Genomic DNA, 21,813 nt, shown 5'->3' on the forward strand with positions numbered 1-21,813 from the left:
GGCCTCTCCATGCGCGGGTCTCATGATGTTCATCATATTTCGGGTTGATCTTGGTCAGCAGGAAGAGAAGTAAAGCTTAAAGGTGTAAAGCTTAAAAGCTAAAGACCAAAGTTTGGGGATTCATGGTTGATGTTTTGATTAAGCGGTATTCATGAAACTAACTAACGTTAGTTTTATTCAAAATTCAACCACGCATTTATAATTTCACATACTCCAACAACAAACATCCATGCTCTAACACCTATCTTTCTAAGCCCTAACATCTATCATCTTCCCCCCATCCTCTATCGGCAAATTCAGGATTTTCGCTCCGTCGGATAAATTTCTTCGATGACCTTTAAATAAGTACGGAATGCCACAAACTGATTGGCATATTTGTCGATGTGTTCCTTTTGAAGCGCGGGTGCATATTGGGCCATGTATTTGTTCATCGCTTCCATAGAAGGAGCATCGTACTGGATGACGTAGGTAACTCCATCGGTCTCCTCGACATCGAGCCTGGATAAGCGGCATTTATTGAAAATCCCAGTGCTGAGTACCCTTGGAATGTGGTGAGAACGCATCCACTGCAACCATTCTTCGTGAATACCGGAATTCAATTTTACGGTAACATTGTAAACAACCATTTCACTATTAGATTTCAAAAATCAAAACTAAGTGAAATCCCAAAACTGTCGCGCCTTTTTTCTCCAAGAACCAACAACTTTGAACCATTAGATTCGGTAAGAATTAAACTGTTGGGCGCATTATCGTAAATCATCCTGTAATAAATACCCACATTAAAATGATCTTCGATTTTAATGTCAAAAGAGGTCTGAATATCCATAAAATAATCCAGTCTGACATCGGTCAAAGTACCATCCGTTGTAACTTCATCAAAGTTATCAAATGGAAAATTGACAAAGGTGTATAATTTGAATTTGTACTTGTCCTTGGGTTTCCAAACCAATCCGGGACGAATTTCCCACCGGATGGTATTTGTTGGGGAGAACGTATGGCTAATTGTCGTATCTACCTGATTGAAATTAACCAGTTGATTTAAGGTCGTTTTTTCCAATTCGTAAAACGCCCCGATTAAAAAGGAAAACCTGAATTTGCTGTACTGTTTGCGGTTTGAAATCAGGTAACGGGTTCGCGTTTTGGAAATAATTTCCAGTTCCGATTCACTTAACTTAAGTGCATTGTGAATGGGTGTGCAATTTTGCAAACAGCGGACCAGGTCTCCACCATGCAATTCATAACTGGGCTTGCGATTCATTTCATCGCGATTCTTTATACCCTTATCGGTGAGCGCTTTGGAAAAAAGGCTGAAAATAAATCCCCCACCTACAGCATAATTGTTATCAATGCCCAGGAAATCATCGCTGAATCTTTTTGCGTAAACGTAGTTTTCCAGCCATAGCCCGTTGCCGGTAGCCGGTTCTTCCATTTTCAATTCGTACTTGTTGATCTCGCGTTGATATTCTTCTACATAGACTCCGGGTTGAGTCATTTCAGTTTTGAGTTCCCTGATTTTTTCCTCGTATTTCTTTTTGCGTTTACCAGGATCCGGAACGATGGGATGAAAGTCGAAAGAGATATCGATGTCGGATACATTCTCCTGAAATGTCCCATCTTTCAATTGGGTTTGTAAGTTGGTAGAAAAATCGAGCTCATACGGATAAATCCCTTTATCCATGCTGATCCCTGCATCTACTTTAAATAAATTTCCGGATTTTGTTTCATTTCCGCTGAATGCAAATTTTCCATTGCCGTTCAGTCGATGCTCTTCTTCCATAAACACATTCAGGTCGTCAAGCAACAGCTGGGTTTCCTCCATAAGCGTCGAATCTTCCTTGCGGGTGCTCGTATCAAACGCGGCCCACTGAATTCTCGATTTCTTCAGAATGATACTTTTATAAACTTCAGAAAAATCGCGGTCAGAAACCTGGGCAAACGATTTTGTTATAAAAAAACAAAACAAGCCTAGCAGCATAGCCTTTTGGCCGAGCCATTTGAAGGAAGGAAGCTCTTGAGAAACCATCTGAATTTTACAGCAAATGCTTTGCCAATTTCTAGAATACCAGGTGCGGGGCCGGAATTAATGTTATTTCAACATGAGTTGAACATAGAGTTCATGCAAATCCGCAGCATTTTGTTCATCATCGTGATATTTTTCGACATACTTTCTGCTGCTTTTGCCAGTTTCAGTCCGTTTTTCCGGATGTTGGAGTAAATCCCGGATCACCATTTCAATTGTATCCGGGTTGGCATTCAAAATCGGGAGATCTTCCGGGTAGTCCCGGCCTACCACCGGATTGATGTAACAGAGTACCGGTTTACCCATGGCCATCGCTTCCACTGCCGCAGTACCATGAGAGCCGGTTATGAGCTGGTCTATAAATACATCGCATTTTTCAACCCATTGCAGTGCTTCTTCTTTACTCAGGTCGTGCAACAACCTGAATTCAAATCGAAATTGCGACTTGAGATTTTCAATGGCCTGCAAAACGTATTTGGTTCCTTTCCCTCCGGTCTTTGATGCGGAATGCACGATCAGTGGATAATGATTACCAGGATTCGGATAAACAGCGCGATAGTTTTTTAGTCCAATCAACTGAAAGACCCGATGCGTTTGAGCAAATAATTTTCTATCGAGGTAATGACCTATTCCAATAAACTCAAGAGGCAAAAAACCAAGCTCGTGAAACAAATGTTGGGTTCTTTTTGAACGCTTTGGCGATTCGAATGTGTATTCGTAATTTCCTTCTTCCTTTTCTCTTTTATAGTAAGGATTGACAAACTTATCGATGTCCGGATTCCTGATTTCGGATCCACACCAGAGGATCAATCCTTTTTTCCTTAATTTTCTGAGTAAATAATATTCCAGTGGAATATTCAGCACCGGGATGTAATTAAAATCCCAGTACCAATGCACCACATCCGCCCAGCGGAGTTCTTTTTGCAGTATGGTCCAATAACGGAAATAAGCCCATATTCTTTTAAACGGATTCAGACTCACCAAACCGTTTGGCAAATACCTGCAATGTTTGGACGGCAGCATTTTGTTGACATGTGTGGTATATGCCCTGATCTCCAGATCGCTGAAGCGGTTCAGGGCTTCAACCCGAAAATCCATGTCGGAGGAAACATTGTGTGGCAACATCAGGACACGGATCCTGCCTGTTGACCCATGACTCATTTGTAAAGTTCGTTGAGCCCTTTGATCATATCCTGTGTAATATCCTTATTCGGATCCCAGTAAAAAATATTTCCATCGCGGGCTACACTGAAAATATACTGATACTTTCCATCGCTGTTGTATTCCTTCAAATACGCGATTACTTTTTTATGCAATGCTTCATTGAATTCGGAAGTTTCCATAGCAAACTGCTCCGATAACTTTTCCTTGCGTTCGATGAGTTCGCGTTCCATACCGGATAATCTTTTTTGCGCATTCTCCATTTCATTGCGGGTCATGTTTTCAGCATTTTTTTGCAATTTCTGAAATTCATTGCGCAGGTTATTTTCTTTAGCCTGCAATTCTTTCATCATCTCTTCCTGTTTCTTTTTAAAATCCGACTCTGATTGTTTAAAAAAATTGAGATTCGGCAGCAGGCTGTCCGATTGAAAGAAAGCAATATCTCCACCCATTCCTGAAGTGTTTTGAGCGTTCGCGCCGGAACCTGTGCTTTTGCCCGATTTGAGTTGCTGATTCTGTACAAAAAGAAAGATCAATCCAAGGATTGAGATCCCATGTAGTACCCAATTTATATTTTTCATAACATCAATGATTTAAGATCGCGAATAACTAACAAACGTTTGTTCGTATTAAAAATCGGCATTTCCCGGAAACCTGGGGAAAGGAATGACATCCCGGATGTTGCCCATCCCGGTCACAAAAAGCACCAGCCTCTCAAAACCCAATCCGAAACCGGCATGTGGACAGGTACCGTAACGACGGGTATCCAGATACCAATACATCTCGTCAGCAGGAATATGCATTTCCTTCATTCTTCTTTCAAGAAATTCCAGTCTTTCTTCCCGCTGTGAACCGCCAACAATTTCGCCAATACCCGGAAAAAGAATGTCCATGGCCGCAACGGTTTTTCCGTCCTCGTTTTGTCGCATGTAAAATGCCTTGATGTCTTTCGGATAATCTGAAAGGATGACGGGTTTCTTAAAATGTTTTTCCACCAGGTATCGTTCGTGTTCAGATTGCAGATCGGCACCCCAATTTTGGATGGGATACTGAAACTTGCCTTTTTTGTTTGGAGCGGATTGTTTCAGTATTTCAATGGCTTCGGTATAAGAAATTCGTTCGAAATTATTTTCCACACAAAATTTCAGTCGTTCGATGAGATTCATCTCACTTCGCTCCTGCTGTGGTTTCTGTTTTTCTTCATCGAGCTCCCGTTGATTTAAAAATTCGAGATCTTCGCTGCAATGCTCCATGACATATCGGATGATGCTTTTTAAAAGAGATTCAGCAAGATCCATATTGTCGTTCAGATCATTGAAGGCTACTTCGGGTTCGATCATCCAGAACTCGGCGAGATGTCTCGGAGTATTTGAATTTTCGGCTCTGAATGTGGGTCCGAAAGTGTAAACCTGACCTAAAGCGGTGGCGGCCAGTTCGGCTTCGAGTTGCCCGGAAACGGTGAGGTGGGTTTTTCTGCCAAAAAAATCTTTGGAATAATTGACAGCACCCTGCTCGTCGAGCGGAACATTCAATGGATTAAGCGTGGTGACCTGAAACATTTCGCCAGCACCTTCTGCGTCGGAGGCAGTGATGACCGGAGAATGCAAATAATAAAAGCCCTGTTTATGGAAAAAGTCGTGGATGGCATATGCCAAGGCATGCCTGATTCTGAAAATCGCACTGAAGGTATTGGTACGGAACCGAAGATGGCCGATTTGCCGTAAAAACTCCATGCTGTGTTTTTTGGGCTGCAGGGGATATACGGACGCATCGCAATCTCCCAGGATTACAATTTCCGCGACCTGCAATTCCCTGGTTTGTCCGGCACCCTGGGAGGCAACCAGTTGACCTTTCGCCTGAATCGCGCTGCCGATAGTTATGCGTTTCAGCAATTCCGGATCTGTTTGTTCGGCATCCAGCACCAACTGAAAATTGGCCAGTCTGGAACCATCGTTCAATGCCACAAAACGGTTGTTGCGAAAGGCTTTAACCCAACCCATGACCAGGATTTCCTGCCCCCGGGCTTCCAAACTAAAAACATCCGAAAGTCTCGTACGCCGCATATCTCTTATTGAGGCGCAAAGATAAGATTTTCAGGCAAAACTGTTTTTTAGTGGGCGGAAGATTTAATTGAAATTAATGATATTACATATTATTAAACAATATAATATTTTAGAAAGCTTCAAAATAAAACTCTAGTTTGTAACAAGTCCAAGGCATGTTCTGAAGTGGGCACAATTCAGACTTGTCCCGCTTTATGGCTTCACAAATCTGAAGACTTGCGTCGGCATGGGAGCCAGCAAGGAAATAACTTTCATCCGGAAGAGCTTAAACTGATTTAAAACGTTCAGCGTTTCGGTATAAGCTTTCCGGTTAAATTTCAGCTTCGCGATTTACCCTTATTTCGTTGAACAGTTGTATCAACAAAGAAACAATCCCTTGAAAAAATTTGTTCTATTTTTATTAATCGAGTTATATGAATCAAAATCAAACCGGTGTTTGGATGGATGGCACCGAAGCATTTATTTTGAATATCAATGAATCCGGAAGGTCTGTAAAACACATCTTATCCGGAATTGAAACGCATGTGCGTTTTAAAGGAGAGGGTAAAGAATATACCCGGGTTGGAAATGTTTACATAGATCCGGAAAAGAAACACGAGAATCGCAGGCAACAGCAGGAAGAAACTTATTTTGAGAAAATAGCCCACGAACTCAGCGATGTCGAGGACTTTATCGTTTTTGGTCCGGCCCAAATGAAAACGCATTTTTCTAAATGGGCGAAGGAGCATCGTGAAATCAGGGAAAAATTGTCTGCTTGCTTAACAATCTCTAAATTGACAGAGAATCAGATGTTCGCGTTTATCCAGGATCATTACACTAAAAACTGATTCGAAATCAAAGGGTTTACATGGATTTCAGTTGCACTCTCAATTCATCCACAAGTTGCGCATTAAGCTGACCGCTGTATTTCATTTTTTCATACGATGCCAACCATCCCAACAGCGCAATACTTTTAGGATCATTGGTCTGTTGCGACAGCAGGTTTTTCACCTGGAAAACAGAGGCCGAACCTGAAGAAATCTGCAAATGCAAAAGCGCTTTAACCATAAACTCTTTCTCCAGAGGATGTTGGTTTGCATCCGGACCCAATGCCGATGATACTGTCTTTTGCCGGGCATTTGTTTTATAGATCCTGTACTTTAAAAATCCAAAAGTGGCCAAAGGAAAGAGGAAAAGTAAATACGCAAAAATATTCTGATGCAGGGGTTTGTATTTCCAATAGAAATCAGGCAATTCCATCAATCCCGGTTCCTTTGACCCCGTTGATGCGATTCCTGTATTTTCTGTCTGGCCCACAATTAAAATTTCAAAGCTGTCTTTGATGGATTGATATTGCTGCTTTTGTGTATCGAAATAAACAAATTCAGGTCTGATGGTAAAAGTACCCGCCATTTTGGGTACCAATAGAAAATCGAAATCCTGGCTTTGTATAATCTCGGGCTCGTCGGTAATCTTGAGCGGATTCCCTTTTTTGACATCGGTGACTTCAAATGCTGAATCGACAACGATCATATTTTCTGTCAGGCCTTTAAAATGGCCATTCCCACGAATCTGGACATGCACATGGATGGCGTCGTTCAAGGAAAACCGGTGTCCGGGCGGATCGGCTTTCATCCCCATTTCTCCAACGGCACCCGAAAAGGAGCTCGATGAATATGCCGGCAATGATAGTACTTCCAGTTCGAGACTGTTGCAACTTACATTTTCTATTTGCTTTCTGAAAAAAGAGGGCATCCCAAATCCAAACGGGTCGTTGTCGCCCCTTACCAGCCGGTACACCACCGGATCGATCGCTATGTTGCCCGATTTGATTGGAAACAAAGCGGTCTTGGAAAGCACTTTGGTCATGTATTCCTGGCCCTTGTACACTTCTCTTTGCACCGGATTATTCAGCATATTGACGGCCATTTCATAAAAAGCATCCAGATTTGGCCGCGAAGCCGCTTCAATGTTTTCGATGGCAACTCGGGTATAGAGTTTATAGGTCAGCTGGCATTGCTCTCCTACAAATACGCTGCTCTTATCCAGACTGGCAACAATAAAAATATCCTGGTTTGATGCCTGGTTCTCATTGGCTTTTACCACTTCAATCCACAATTCACCGGTGCGGTATTCCTGACCCTGAACGCGGATGCTCGCCGGAGGAATTTTGAACTTTCCAACTTTCTGTCCAAGCAATTCATAAACATATCCCTGACTGGAAGATCTCTGTCCATTGACTATGGAAGTATGCATGGATCTCGACGGACCGGCAATGACCTGGAACGGACTGAAATCGGGTGGTTGAAAAGCACTTCCTTCCGCGTTGTAAAGCTTAAACGTGACGCGAAAGCTGGATCCCTGCAACACAGTTTTTGCATCCGTCTCTACGACAAAACCCTGAGACCAAACCGGAGGACTTAATAAAACAAAAAGTAAAATGTAAATGCGCTGCATTAAATTTTAACGGCTTTTCTCTTTTTCTTGGCAGGGGTTTTAACCGGAGCTTCATCCATAAAATATTTGCTTTCTTCCCGGTTCTTCGGATGCTGCCGGATCCCTTCCGGATTGGGCAAAACAATAATCTGAATTTCGGGAGTTTTCAACACGCCATCGTCGGTCTCCAGCTGTGCAGGAAGGATGGTATAAACCCCTTCAAAACCTGCTTCCAGATAATAACTGTAAGAACTGCTCTGTTTGACATCGCCGTTGATGATCGAAAAACTCGAAGACGTATTGGGCCCGGACACTACAGTCCAACCCTGAAAATCAGGGGCCATGAACCTTCCTTTTCCATTGTTCACTTCAAATTTGACTTCGAGGTAATTGCCCAGCAGCAAGGTATCGCTGCTCACGGAAACATTAAACTCCATTTTTTGCGCTTGCACCATACCTGATATCATCATTGCAAAAACAAATAGCTTTTTCATACATTCGAGTTTAGATAAATCCATTAATCTGGTTCATGAATTCACAAAAATAATATATCGATAAAGGTATCTTCGTTAATAATTTTTTAAATCATAGGAGCTAAAATCAGGGAGTAGGTATTCTTCTATTGAACTTATTGAACTCTTTAGCCTTGGAATTGAATTAGCAATTGGTGACCGATCTTGAAAAAAAATATTTTAAGTCATGCTCTTAGTTTCTAAAAATAAGGACTGGAATCTGTTTTCTGAGATCCCGTTATAAAAAGTATTCCCATAAAATTTCCCGCAGATGACGCTGATTCACGCAGAATTTAATCTAGCGTGAAAGCAATCCATAGGATCTTTCCTTTTTGCTTTATAAACTTTGCACCTTAATCCATTCTTCATCACGCATCGCATTCGGTTTTTTGAATATAGACCTGTAAACCTATAAGATTGTAGACTTGTAAGCCTGGATTAATGAAGGACTGTAAACCTTTATACTTATTTACCTTTTTTTATTCCTAAGAGCCTAAATGCCCAAAAGCCTGCAGGCCTACAGGCATTTAACCCTTACGACCTTCAGTCAATTCCTTACTCCCATCATCTCACCAAACTAACGTCCCCGCTTTTCTCCAACACCGTACCATCCAACCTCACTGCTTTTAAATAATAGACAAATACAGCCGGATTCATGTGCTCGCCTTTCCAGCGGCCATCCCATCCGTATTGCAGTTGGTTGACCGGGAAATTCCGGTTTTCGAAAACCAGATTGCCCCATCGGTTGTAAATTCGAAATATCGCGATCTCGCGAATACTGGCTCCGCCAAATACCGTGACGACGTCGTTAATCTGATCGCCATTCGGACTGAACACATTGGGCACATAGACATCGGTCTGATTGTCGACGATGATCTTTATGCTCGTGCGAACTTCACATCCTGCCGAATTGGTGAGGATGACTTCATACGTTGCATTTTGCAAGGCCTGCAAATAAGGGGCCACGCAATCTGTGCAGGAGAGTCCGTCTGCAGGCGTCCATAATGCAGATGCCGGTATGAAATTCAGTAAAGGCAACAGCTGAGTTTTATCGCCCAGGGTCAATTTGATTTCAACAGGAAGATCTGCCTGGAGTTGCTGTGGGTCAAATACTACTACGGAATATTTATTTTCACAACCGAGCGTGTCCTGAACGAACAGTTGGTAGTTTCCGGGAGTCAGCGGTGAAAATGTATTGTTGCTCTGATACGAAGTGGTATCGTCCAGGGCATACCTGAATCCAGGTATTCCGGAAACGGGTGCCACCCGCAAAGTGGCATCATCGTCGCCAAAACATTTTATGGTATCCAGTTGAATGGATACGTCCACCGTATCCACCAACAAACGGGTTTCGATCAGGCTGTCGCAACCAAAGCGATTCTGCAGCAGATCCGTATAAAGACCGGTCGAGTTGTACTGTTTATTTCCAACGCGCACAAATTGTCCTTTGCAGAGCTGAATGTTTTGTACATATTGATTCCGGGGATTGACCGTCAATTCTGACCGGATAATGCTGTCGCATCCCAACCGCGTTTGCAGGCTGTCGATATACACACCACTGCTCGTGTAAACATGGTTTCCAACAAAAACCGAATCGCCATCGCAGATGACGGGCTGCAACTTCATGTCGTAAACCGGATCGACCACCAATGAGGTCTGGATGATGCTGTCGCAGGAATGAATGCTTTGTAAAGTATCGCGGTAGTTGCCGCTGCTCTTGTAAAATTTGCTCCCAACGGCAATGCTGTCGCCACGGCAAATGCGCTTTGGGTTTGAAATGTCATATACCGGTTCTACGGTAAGCATCGTGACGACGCTGCTATCGCAGCAATACAAATTCTGAAATACATCGACATACGTCCCTGTGGTTGTGTATCTGTTGTTTCCGACTTCCACAAATTCGCCCGAGCAAATTTTGAAGATCTGCGTATCGCGTTGTGTTGCGCTGCGATCAATTACATCAAAATGTAAAGTATCTGAGCTGCAACCAAATTCATCGCGTGTTATTAAGATATGCGGCCCCGGATTCAGATTGTTAAAATAATCGCTTTGTTCCCAGGAAGACTGATCCAATGAATAATAGTAAAATGGAAAACTTCCATCGGCACTTACGGCAATAAATGCATGGGGCCGGCAACAGCTGATCTCCAGTTGAGCTGAATCCAGGTTCAGTTGCAGTTGTGGTCTGAATAAACCCACGTCGACAGCTCTGCTCACCCCACATGACGTGGCATCTTTGATCTCTACCAGATAGTTTCCGGGAATCAGTCCGCTGAAAATACCGTCATTTTGCCAGGCTCCACCGTTGATGCGGTAGGCATAAGGCGGAATTCCTTCCAATGCAGTGATCACGATCCGCCCCGAATCGATGCAATTCATGGCCTGAACCCGTATGAGACTGTCGCGCAGGCGGTGTTGGTATGCTGTGACTTCAATCAGTTCGGGCAGAATGCAATTTCCGATTTTCGTATAGATGGTGTAAAATCCTTCTTCAGGTATTTCAAAATACAACTGCTTGTAGAAATAAATGCCGTCGCTGCTGTATAAAGCTGCGCTGTCTTCCGGTTTTTCAAGTACGCGCAGCAAAGCGCCTCTGAATGATCCGCAACTATCACTGAGTTGCAATTCGTATTGCAGTTTGTATTTTTTGACGAAGATGGTCATGGAATCTTCATAACTGAATCCGCAGGCATCCTGGTATCGTATGCGATAAGTCGTGGTGGTATCGGGTTGGATGACGGGATTAAAAATGCTGGTATCGCTGACACCCCGGGATGGACTCCAGCTGTATTTTGCAAAATTCGGTTTTGCAGAAACCTGTATGGCTTCTCCGTCGCAGATGGTTAGATCGGGCAGTGTAGTGATGCCGCTGATGTAATTCAGACAGATCTGCTGCACGTTGATAGCACTTCCGGTTGCTGCCGTGAATCCGAAAAATACATTCGGATCGCTGTTGAAAATCGTACTCACTATATTTCCCGAATATCTCAATTTTAAATTGCAATCGACATACACTTCCAGGGTGGCATTGCTTGCACTCCAACGGATGAGCACCTTATGAAACATACAGTCTTCTGCATTGGCATTTCCGTTGAGGATGCCGGTGGGTCCCGCGAGGTTGTCGGCCGAACCGTGATCGACATTCCCGTTGCGCATCACTGCCATGTGGTCGTAGGGAGGGTCGTTGTAATTTCCGTTTTGATACGAATCGAACTCCACCGCAAGACTGGGCACAATTCCCTGGTAACCCAATCCGCCGCCTGCCACACCAATGGATGTCGATATGGGTTGAAAAACAAAGGCGATGCCATCTGCGCCCGGTCCATCCAGACAACCGAGACTCAGGTCGAAATAAATATCAAAACTTTGGTGCAGGCTGACCTTGTCCTCGTACCAGATCGAGCCCGACTGAAAGTAGCGTTCTTCGGTGAGCAGGTAGCAATCATTGCCTAATTGGCGGGCATTGCCGTTGGTGATGAATTTTTTATTGCCGATACCGGCGCAGCTGTCGGGGATGACCACCGGAATGCTCGTCTGACATCCGTTTGCATCTTCTGCAAACAGTGTGTAATTGCCCGAGAGCAGCAATTGAAAATACGGATCGGTTTGGGAACCTGCCCTCTTGTCGAGCCGGTATATGTAACTTCCCCCTCCGCCAGTGGCATGCGCCCAGAGTTTTCCGTCGCTGATGCAGTGCGTGGGCTGCAAACTATCGATCGTTAGTTTGAGTTCGTCGAAGATGTCGAACGATATAGATAGATTATTGTTTTGCGGATAAAAATCGTTTTGGTTGTCGGGCTGCCCCAGTTGCAGGTCGACCTTGTGATTGCCCGGGTTGATTGGCAAACAGGGCAGAAGCACCGAAGCCGATTGGGTAGGGTTGAGGTTTCCGTTCCAGATGTAAGGCGTTTGCGGGATGCCGTCGATCTGGTAGTCGATACGTATGGATGAGAACGGGCGGATCCCGTCGTTCCGCATGTTGAGTTGCAGGCAGAGCGTATCGGTGCAAACGGAATGGATAAAAACCAGATCCAAAGCTGTGGCATCGTAGTCGCCCGGAGGCAGACAGCCGTTGGACGCGATCAGCGATTTGCGGGTGGTTTCGAGGGCGGCGATCATACGAACCCGCTGGCCGTCGGTGAAGTGTACCGGAGCGCAGGAAGAGTAGTCCATGTAGTTGGTATTGTCGTCGGGCAGGTCGGGAGCATCGGTCGCGCAGGAGTTGGTATTGCAGGGAGCAAACGAAGCCGAATTGTCGGGAGGCGTATCGCAGACCCGGTCGCCGTCGAGCAGGCAGTTGTTGTTGGTGCAACCTCCGTTGAAGGTATGGTTGAGCGAGAAAAAATGCCCCATTTCGTGGGCCGTCACCACCGTACCCCCGATCGAGTTCCAGTAGCGGCTTTCTTGAACGATGCCATCGACGGTACAGGGAGCACCCGGAAAATAGGCATATCCGGCCAGACTGCAGCCGAAGTTGTTGTTAAACAGGTCGGTCACCAGATAAATGTTGATGTAGCGCGAGCAGTCCCAGCCCACCAGGGCTTTGAGTGCTGCATCGCTGGCGGCATTGGTGCCGGGCAAACACATGGGGTCGTTGACCAGGTTGCTCGGAGTGCGTGTGATGCCATTGGTTGGCAAACCGGATGGATCGCGGCGGGCCAGGCAGAACTGGATGCCGATGTCGCTGCCGTTAGCGGCGGCAAAAGGCCCCGCATTGGCAAATGCCTGATTGAGGTAATCCAGCCCCTGTTCGACTTGCCTGTCGCTGAGGTTGTTTCCTTGTCCGATGGCTGTACCGGGTGGCACGATCAGATGCACGACCACGGGGAGCGTATAACTGGGTCGCGACCGGGGCTGCACCCGGTTCTGGTAATAGTCCAGGCTGTAGCGATGGATAGCCTTCTCCATCTCTTCCGTTTTTTTCCGGTAGTCCTGACTGCTCTCCAGCAGCCCGCGATGCTTTGCGTCGAAGTCGCAATACTGGGACCAGCCCGTCATGGGCAGGACAAACAAGAGCAACCGGATGAAATATAATTTTAACATAGGGTATAACATGTAGCCAATTCAGATCCAATTTAGGTATAAGTAGCTATATCAGCCTCATGGAAATTTAAGAAGCGAGAGAATTTACAGTAACAACATTCTTGGAAGATATATTTTCGGACTTAAAACCAATATCCTCAGGAATACCCTTCACTGGGAACTAAAATTTTGAAAAATAATTTTTACGGGATTATTTATTAAAACGGGCACTCCTATGATTCAAATAAGCATTGTGTTTATTGAACAAGAACAATAAAAATCCGAAGGATTTGATGCTAAAAGCATTGATATCTTGCAGGGCAAGAATGTATATATTTGTACGAGAGTGTCTATAAAATTGATATTGATCTTTGTGAAGCGACTGATTAAATTTTGGTGTTTTACTTTTTGGTGTTGTACCAGTATTTGTCAAAGTCCTGCTTACCGACAATTTACAGATGACGATGGATTGCCTAGTATGACACTGTACGGCATTTTACAGGATCCAAAAGGGTTTCTATGGATCGCTACACCGAAAGGTATTTGCAGGTTTGATGGTAGGGAATTTAAAAGGTATGGTATTCGCGGTATGAAAAGTCAGGATACTCCTTTTTCATTTATGGACAACGAAGGAATTCCCTGGTTTTATAACATGGCTGGCGATGTCTTTTATGTCCGCAATGATTCTTTACATTATTTAGATTTACATGGTATAAAGCCTATAGGGGAGATCTATTCGTTTTATGTAAAAAATCCCTTTATTTATATTTCATGGACCAAAACTGATTCTCCTCAAAGTATAAAATACAATCTTTTTGATCTCAATCAAAAGCAGATTTTAGAAAGGAATTACGTTTTTCTCGGATTGAAAGATGGTGCCTTGATTGGTTATGATTATGAAAAAAGAAAACGTTCGTTTGATCTCTATGCGATTGACTCCAACGAACTTATTGCATCTCAAAAAATACTGAATCAACATGAGGTAAAGTTTATTCATGAAATTGACAGGTACATGGTTCATTCCGATAATTATTCGATCATTATCGCTTCAAACTATATATGGATTTTGGATTCATGTAATCAAATTCTGTCCAGCCAATATTTTCCGGACATTACAAACAACAAGATAGACTATATCAATTTTATCAATGAAAATGAATTGTTTATTGGAACAAATGAATCCAGTTACCTATATGATTTAAAGGATAAAGAACTGAAATCCATTTCACATTACACCTTGTACATGAACACCGTGATCGAAGACTGTCATCATCGAAAATGGATAAGCACGACAGATCATGGCCTTCTTTTAGATTTGAACAATGGATCCATGGTGTACACATCGGATAAGAGCGATATTGCATCGGATGAGGCGTATGTAATTCAGCCCATACATAATCAAATATTTGTCGGACATCACAATGGAAAATTGAGCATTTTTAATAACGATTTGAAACTCCGCAAAATAGAATATAAAGGTTTGGGGAGAGTTCGATTTATTCAGGAAATTGAAAAATGGAATACTATACTCGGATTTGATGTCGGTTTGCAAATTATTGAGAAAGCAAATACCCGTCATATTCCCTGTGCAGATCTCAACATAGGCAGTATTAAAGCAGGGATCCACATTAATGAACATCAACTTTTTCTATGCACTTCACTTGGAGTATATAATATTCCCTATTCAAAACTGTACCAACCTCAAGTTGATGACTTGGAAAAATACAGAGAACTGGATGTCAGATCTCTTTGTATCAGTGAATTTAAGGGTGTGCTTTACGCAGGAACGGTCAATGGTTTGTACAAGAGAAGTAAAAGCAACGGGTGGGAAAAAATCGGAAATACGGAAGTGTTTATTAAGCAACTCTATAATTCAAACGATTCCATACTTATGCTATGTACGGATGGTCAAGGATTATACCTATTTGATGGAACAGAGATCATGGATTCGATTAATACCCAATCTGGTTTACCAAGTGACAATGTTTCTTCCATTTGTACGATTAATCCAAACCAGTTTGCAATTGGAACAGATCAGGGTGTATATATGTTAAATAAAAATACACGGTTAGGTTATAATCTCGATGTCATCGATGGTTTACCAGGCAATGAAATTAATGATCTTAAATGTCATAATAACTTACTTTGGATAGGAACTTCGAAAGGATTATTTACGATTCCGATTGAAAACATTAATCCGAATCAGGAAATTCCGTATATTGAAATTCAAGATGCTAAATTATTCTCCAGAGAAGGACAATCTAAGTTCAAATCACCTTTGGCTTACAATCAAAATCATTTAAAGTTTGTAGTTCAATCAAGAAGTTTGATTTCAGGAGGGTCCATGAATTTATACTATCGATTCGCAAACCGGGACAGTCAATGGTTATCAACTCCATCACAAGTAGTAGAGTTCGTTGGTCTGGGAGCAGGAAAATACAATTTGCAATTTAAAAGTGTAAACGAAGATAAAATTGATTCAAATATTATTGAGCAAACATTTGAAATATTACCTCCCTGGTACAAATCAATTTGGTTCAGTTTAATCATGGTTCTCAGCTTAAGTTCTTTTAGCGTGAGTTTATCGTACTGGCGGCAACGGAAAAAAAGAATTGAATTGGAAAAGAAAAGAATGTTTGAAGACCAATTGAATCAACTTAAAGAAGAAGCTCTTCAAAATCAAATGAACCCGCATTTTATGTTTAATGCATTGAATGCTATCCAGGGATTCCTTTCCAACAACGATCATTTTAATGCCATGAATTATCTCTCCAAATTCGGTCGACTGATTCGGATGATTTTCGACCAATCCAGAGAGAAGCGCATAAGCCTGGAGACCGAGCTGGCATTTTTGCGGAACTATCTGGAGCTGGAACGTTTGAGATTTAAGGAAAAGGTTGATATTCAGTTGTTTGTTGATCCTGCGGTGGAAGAAAAAGCTACAGAGTTGTTTCTGCCTCCATTGGTGATCCAACCCATTGTGGAGAATGCTTTTAAACATGGCTTGCTGCATAAAGGCAGTGAGGGCTATCTCAAAATCAAACTCGAAATGACTGATGGGCAACTGGTTTGTACAGTCGAGGACAACGGGATTGGCCGGGAATCTTCGAGTGGAATCAACCGCTGGAAGAAAAATGGCAGGAAATCGACCGGCATCGCAACCATTCGCGAACGACTGGCCATCATCGACCGGGGCCGGCAAAAGATCGGTTTGCAGATCCGCGATCTCTACGATGCCTCAGGACAATCGGCAGGTACTCAAGTCACCATCAATCTATAAATCATGTTAGTCCTTAACGCCATCATCATCGAAGACGAAAAGCAGAGCCAGGTTGCTCTAATTAAAATGCTCGGCTCGCTCACCGAATACGTAAGTGTTGTTGCCGTTTTCGAATCCGTAGCTCAGGCTGTGCCATATCTGAGGTCACACGAAGTGGACCTGGTTTTTCTCGATATCGAGTTGCCCAATGAATCGGGATTCGGACTGTTTAATTACAACCTAAATCCTAACCTCAAGGTCATCTTTACGACAGCTTACAACCATTACGCCATCCAGGCATTTAAGATCAGTGCAGTCGATTACCTGCTTAAACCTCTCGATCGGGATGAGTTGAGAGATGCCGTGATTAAAGTGAGAAAAATCGATGCCAACCACCGGATGAACGAAGCGTATAAGATCCTGATCGACAACCTCAACCAGGGAAATACCCGCATTGCGATCTCACATCAGAACGGCTACGATATGGTCGAAACCAGCGACATCCTATGGCTGGAAGCCGAGATCAATTATACGACCATCCATTTGCGCAGCAAACGCAATGTGACAGTGGCGAAAACGCTCCGGATCTTCGAAGAATCGCTCGATCCGCAAAAGTTTTTCAGGATCAGCCGCAGCGCCATTGTCAACGTAGAACACATCACTCGGCTCAATCGCAATCAGGCACTCACCATTACGCTGACAGACAGTTCGACGATTTCGGTTTCGGAAGCCAGGAAGGATGAGTTTTTAAATTTGTATAAGAAGATCTGAGCTTAAAAGTGGAAAGGTTTGAAGGTTTGAAGGGGGAAAGGGAAAAAGGGTTTCCCGATAAAAACAGTATATCCTTCTGAACAGAATTAATCAAGAGCATTTTATCGGGAGGGAAAAAGGAAAGATAGACCTAAAAATCGTCCCTATAAAATGGAACCTGGTCCTTTAGAAAACAAATTATCAAGATTTTTTTATCGGGAAGTTTAAATGTCCGGGAACCTAAAAATCTCTTTTACAAAGTTCTCAGAAAATTAACGAGGTGACTAAAATGAAACGTCAAGCAAAGCAAGGGAATTTTTTTCCACATTTATAAAGAATAGCAGCATTATGAATTCCTACGCAATCCATGATCCCGGAGGCATCAGACACCTTTAAATCAGTCGACTTACAGCAGCATCTATGGTTTCCTGCGTTTTTGCAAAACAAAAGCGGATCAAACCCGGGTCGTAACCGTCGTGGTAAAAAGCGGAAACCGGAATGGTTGCAACTTTTTGATGTTGCACCAGATCTTCTGCATACTTTACATCGCTGCCTTTGTAGTCTTCGGGAATTTGTGCGATTGCAAAATAGGAACCTTCGCAGGGATGGAATTGCAATCCTGTTGATGCCATCGATTTCAGAAAATAATCGCGTTTTTCCTGATAGAAGCCGGGAAGGGCATTAATAAACCCGGGTTGAAGCTCCATGAACTTCGCAATGGCATATTGGGCGGGAGTATTTACGCTGAAAACCAGAAACTGATGCACTTTGCTGATTTCTTTGGTCAGTTGAGGTTTCGCAATGGTGTAGCCGATCTTCCAGCCCGTATTGTGCAGGGTTTTGCCCATTGAAAACACCACTATCGACGATTCCATCAATCCGGGATAACTCAACGCACTGATGTGGTTGTTCCCGTCAAAAACCAGCATGTCATACACTTCATCCCAGACCATCAGGATCTTATATTTTTCAGACAGCGCTTCAAAATTTTTGACATCGCTTTCTTGCAGGATCCTGCCTGCCGGATTGTGCGGGTTGTTGATCAGGATCATTTTTATGGATTCCCTCGCCAGGACATCTTCCAGTTGATCCCAGGGGATGGAAAAATCGGGTAGGTTTAATTTAAGATAAACCGGTATGCCCCCATTGACCACTACAGCCGGACCATAAGAATCGTAAGCCGGTTCAAAAATTAAAACCTTATCGCCGGGTCTGACAAATGCACTGATGATGGTATAAATCGCTTGTGTGGCCCCGGCCGTGACCAGGATCTCCGTTTGTGTATCGGCCTGAAACTGGTATCTCCCCAGGATTCGTTTGGCAATCTGCTCTCTTAAATGCAGCAGTCCGGGCATCGGGGCATATTGGTTAAACCCCGACCACACTGCTTCATTTAAAAAATCAAACAACTCTTTTGGCGGAGAAAAGTCAGGAAATCCCTGCGCCAGATTGATGGCCTGGTGTTGTTGTGCCAGTGCCGTCATCTTCGCAAAAATGGAAATTCCTGCCTGCGGTAATTTCGATTGGATATTAAAGTTCATCCAAAAAAAGCGTATTCAGTTTGAATTGAGTAAAGCTCAATGCTTGGTATACTTTTTATAAATGCGGTCGATCTCGCCCGCCATGCGGCGATCTTTTTCAGTCACCGTGTCTCCCTCATCGTGGGTTGTCAAAACAATTTCAACTTTATTCCAGGAGTTTTTCCAGTCGGGATGATGGTTGAGTTTTTCCGCCTGAAATGCAACCTCCGTCATAAACGCAAAGGCTTCTCCAAAATCGCGAAATTCAAAAATCGCTTTCAATTTGTTACTGCTTTCTTTCCACATATTTTCGTTTTATTGGTATTTAATGAAATTTAAAAGAATGATCGTTCAACTCCCTCACGGCAAATTCAAGCAGGTGAACTGCAGCATCGACATCGTCTTCGTGTACCATTTCTATGACCTGATGAATATGCCTGGTAGGAATGGAGATTGCACCTGCAATCGTTCCATTGCCGGCTCTTTGCACCGAAGCCGTGTCTGTGCCACCACCCGTGAGCAATTCTGCCTGCCAGCTGATGTTATTTTTATCTGCTACTGATTTCAAAAATGCAACCATCCGGGAATCGGGTATCACACTGCTATCGAAAAGTTTGATGGCAACACCTTGCCCCAGTTTGGTTATAAACTCGTATGCCTGAGCACCGGGTACATCGTAGGCTATGGTCGTATCGATATTGATGGCAAAATCCGGAGCAATGCTGTTGGCAGCAATCGAAGCTCCTCTTCGTCCGACCTCCTCCTGTACCGTAAAAACGCCATAAACATTGATAGGAGCTTGCCTTTCCTTTAAGCGCTTCATCAATTGCACCAGCACATAAACAGAAATGCGATTGTCCAGCGATTTACAATTCAGACACTTTCCCATCCGGATCATTTCCCTTTCGCGGGTGATGGGATCTCCCAGCTGAACCGCTTCGCCCAGCTCCTGCTTAGACAAACCGGTATCGATGTAAAAATCTTTTAATGACGGTGCTTTCATTCGTTCTTCTGCACTCATTACGTGGACCGGTTTACTTCCCATAACCCCGGGAATATCTTTTTTACCGTGAATAATGACCCGCTGAGCGGTGAGTGTTTTGGGGTCGAATCCCCCCAAAGGCAGAAATCGGATAAATCCTTCGTCGTCAATATGCTGCACCATAAAAGCTATCTCATCCATGTGTGCTGTGAGCAGTAACTTTTGATGGCCTTGTCCTTTGTGAAAGGTGATGAGATTTCCCATGGCATCGATGCGCATTTCATCCACATCCTTTTCAAGTGTCTCCATGAGCAGGGCACGAATGCGCTGTTCAAAACCCGGTGCACCGGGAGCTTTACAAATAGCCTGAAGCAAATCGATTTCCGCCATGTCTGAATCTCCGGCCAAAAATAAGCCAAGCAGACTAATTGATTAAATATGCCTTTTGATACTATGTATGTAGCTGATTTTTATGAGATTTGCGGCTGTGGCAGGAATAAAAAGTCTGGCAAAAGAAACCCTGATCTATGGTTTGAGTTATTCACTCGGCAGGGTCATCAATTTCTTACTTGTCACGGTTTATCTGACCCGGGTTTTTTCAGAAGACAAAGCCTATTTTTCCATCTACAGCGAATTGTATTTTCTAATTGCCCTGTTTCTGGGAATATTAGGACTCCGAATGGAAACCGGTTTTTTTCGATTTGCATCCGACGAAAAATATGCATCCAAAATTTATCCGCTGGCCAGTCAGCTGGTCCTTCTATGTTGTGCAGCATTCATGTTGTTTGTCTATCTGGGCATTGATTTCGTTGAGAACATCTTACAATATCCCGATTTGCGCAATTTGATTTATGTGGCTGCATGGATTGCCGCACTCGATGTGATCAGTGCCTTGCCATTTGCAAGAATTCGGTATGAAAAAAAACCACTGCGTTATGCCTGGATAAAATTGAGCGGATTGCTGTTCAATGTGATCCTGGTTTTGATTTTTCTAACCACCATGCAAGGGGATGCTGGTGAAAAATTATTTTGGGTCATGGCTGCGAATCTCATAGGAAGTATTTGGGTCCTGCTGTGTCTGATCCCTGAAATGAAAGCGTCGCTGGCTAAAGCCGATTGGTCTATGGCCAACAAACTTTTAAAATACGTTTCACCTTTGTTGTTGGTCACCTTATCCTTTATTGTCATTCAATACGGATCAACCAGTATTTTAAAATATTTTTTACCAGGTTCGATTATCGAAAACCTCGAAACCAGCAGTCAGTACAATGCTGCAGTTCGTCTTGCTGTGATTATGAATTTATTTGTAACCGCGTTTAATTATGCCGCTGAACCATTTTTTTTCCGTTCATCAAAACAAGAACAGGCCAGACCGCTGTTTGCAAAAGTATCGCTGTATTTTATACTGGCTTGCTCTTTGATTTATTTGATGACCTGTTTATTTATAAATGACATAGCACTTTTACTCGATAAAAATTTCCGCGGAGAATTGCAACTTGTTTCCATCCTGTTGCTTGCCAACATCCTGATGGGACTGTATTCCAATATATCGAGCTGGTACAAACTCTCAGACAACAACCATCAGCTGGCATTGGTCAGTCTCAGTGGAATGCTACTGATGATTGTGCTCAATATCTGGTGGATTCCATATTTCGGAAATCGTTCTGCAGCATATGCAAATCTGGTTGCTTATGGATTTATATGTGCAATGGCCTATTACCAGGGACAAAAGAAATTTCCTATTCCCTACGAAATGATGAAAATGGCTTTGTGGCTGGGGTTGGCTGTTCTATTAATTTGGTGTCAGCCACTGGTATATACCCACCTTGGGATCAAGGATTGGTTAGCACGATTTACTTCGCTGGCGATCATCGTCGTTTATGCTTTCGCTGCTTATGTGTTTGTTCACAGGAGAGGAACCTAAATCTTTATGTTAATCGAAGGAACAAGCCTGAAGTTTTAAGACATAAGACTGAAGGCAACAGGAGGAACAAGAAGAAAAAAAGTAAAAATTTACGTTTTGAGCAAAGATAACGAGCGTTAGTTTACTCACATCTACCAACTAACATCTATCAACTAACATCTATCAACTCACATCTATCAACTCAC

The 21,813-nt window shown here is 43.2% G+C and carries 15 protein-coding genes; 4 read left to right on the forward strand and 11 right to left on the reverse strand.

Annotated features, from left to right (window positions below; genetic code table 11):
* Positions 1-296 precede the first annotated feature (296 nt).
* The 5 genes from IPM34_14540 to asnS form a co-directional block, all read right to left on the reverse strand.
* Entirely contained in the window at positions 297-626 is a 330-nt protein-coding gene (locus tag IPM34_14540) for a DUF4286 family protein (protein ID MBK8956754.1), read from the reverse strand.
* A 14-nt stretch (positions 627-640) separates the two neighbouring features.
* The gene (locus IPM34_14545; protein MBK8956755.1) at positions 641-2,023 is read right to left on the reverse strand and encodes a hypothetical protein; all 1,383 of its coding nucleotides are present in this window, start codon (positions 2,021-2,023) and stop codon (positions 641-643) included.
* A 63-nt stretch (positions 2,024-2,086) separates the two neighbouring features.
* Positions 2,087-3,181: a glycosyltransferase gene (locus IPM34_14550; protein ID MBK8956756.1), complete on the reverse strand. Its 1,095-nt coding sequence runs from the start codon at positions 3,179-3,181 to the stop codon at positions 2,087-2,089.
* Positions 3,178-3,762, reverse strand: coding sequence for an OmpH family outer membrane protein (locus tag IPM34_14555; protein MBK8956757.1), 585 nt, complete (start codon positions 3,760-3,762; stop codon positions 3,178-3,180). Before IPM34_14555 ends, IPM34_14550 begins: the two co-directional genes overlap by 4 nt.
* 48 nt (positions 3,763-3,810) lie before the next feature.
* Positions 3,811-5,244, reverse strand: coding sequence for an asparagine--tRNA ligase (gene asnS, locus IPM34_14560; GenBank protein MBK8956758.1), 1,434 nt, complete (start codon positions 5,242-5,244; stop codon positions 3,811-3,813).
* A gap of 413 nt (positions 5,245-5,657) precedes the next feature.
* Between asnS and IPM34_14565 the strand changes: the two genes are divergently transcribed.
* Complete coding sequence (locus IPM34_14565) at positions 5,658-6,071, forward strand: hypothetical protein (protein MBK8956759.1); 414 nt, start codon at positions 5,658-5,660, stop codon at positions 6,069-6,071.
* Positions 6,072-6,087: 16 nt separating this feature from the next.
* Here IPM34_14565 and IPM34_14570 read toward each other — a convergent pair whose 3' ends face one another.
* The 3 genes from IPM34_14570 to IPM34_14580 form a co-directional block, all read right to left on the reverse strand.
* Complete coding sequence (locus tag IPM34_14570) at positions 6,088-7,680, reverse strand: protein BatD (GenBank protein ID MBK8956760.1); 1,593 nt, start codon at positions 7,678-7,680, stop codon at positions 6,088-6,090.
* Positions 7,680-8,153, reverse strand: a complete 474-nt coding sequence (locus IPM34_14575; protein ID MBK8956761.1) for a BatD family protein — start codon at positions 8,151-8,153, stop codon at positions 7,680-7,682. Before IPM34_14575 ends, IPM34_14570 begins: the two co-directional genes overlap by 1 nt.
* 582 nt (positions 8,154-8,735) lie before the next feature.
* Positions 8,736-13,226, reverse strand: coding sequence for a gliding motility-associated C-terminal domain-containing protein (locus tag IPM34_14580; protein MBK8956762.1), 4,491 nt, complete (start codon positions 13,224-13,226; stop codon positions 8,736-8,738).
* Between the two features lie 340 nt (positions 13,227-13,566).
* On the opposite strand from IPM34_14580, the gene IPM34_14585 reads away from it, so the two are divergent.
* A complete protein-coding gene (locus IPM34_14585; GenBank protein ID MBK8956763.1) occupies positions 13,567-16,473 on the forward strand; it encodes a histidine kinase in 2,907 nt (968 codons plus the stop codon).
* A 3-nt stretch (positions 16,474-16,476) separates the two neighbouring features.
* Positions 16,477-17,223 (forward strand): response regulator transcription factor, encoded by a 747-nt coding sequence (locus IPM34_14590; GenBank protein MBK8956764.1) that lies wholly within the window; start codon positions 16,477-16,479, stop codon positions 17,221-17,223.
* Positions 17,224-17,594: 371 nt separating this feature from the next.
* Here IPM34_14590 and IPM34_14595 read toward each other — a convergent pair whose 3' ends face one another.
* Genes IPM34_14595 through IPM34_14605 form a run of 3 tightly spaced genes read right to left on the reverse strand, consistent with a single transcriptional unit; the run spans position 17,595 to position 20,094 of the window.
* Positions 17,595-18,743, reverse strand: a complete 1,149-nt coding sequence (locus IPM34_14595) for an aminotransferase class I/II-fold pyridoxal phosphate-dependent enzyme (GenBank protein MBK8956765.1) — start codon at positions 18,741-18,743, stop codon at positions 17,595-17,597.
* 36 nt (positions 18,744-18,779) lie between these two features.
* Positions 18,780-19,028: a 4a-hydroxytetrahydrobiopterin dehydratase gene (locus IPM34_14600; protein MBK8956766.1), complete on the reverse strand. Its 249-nt coding sequence runs from the start codon at positions 19,026-19,028 to the stop codon at positions 18,780-18,782.
* Positions 19,029-19,047: 19 nt separating this feature from the next.
* Complete coding sequence (locus IPM34_14605) at positions 19,048-20,094, reverse strand: M42 family metallopeptidase (GenBank protein ID MBK8956767.1); 1,047 nt, start codon at positions 20,092-20,094, stop codon at positions 19,048-19,050.
* Positions 20,095-20,191: 97 nt separating this feature from the next.
* On the opposite strand from IPM34_14605, the gene IPM34_14610 reads away from it, so the two are divergent.
* Positions 20,192-21,628: a polysaccharide biosynthesis C-terminal domain-containing protein gene (locus tag IPM34_14610; protein ID MBK8956768.1), complete on the forward strand. Its 1,437-nt coding sequence runs from the start codon at positions 20,192-20,194 to the stop codon at positions 21,626-21,628.
* Positions 21,629-21,813 lie beyond the last annotated feature (185 nt).

It is taken from the genome of Saprospiraceae bacterium (assembly GCA_016716185.1).
Taxonomy (GTDB): Bacteria; Bacteroidota; Bacteroidia; order Chitinophagales; family Saprospiraceae; genus Vicinibacter.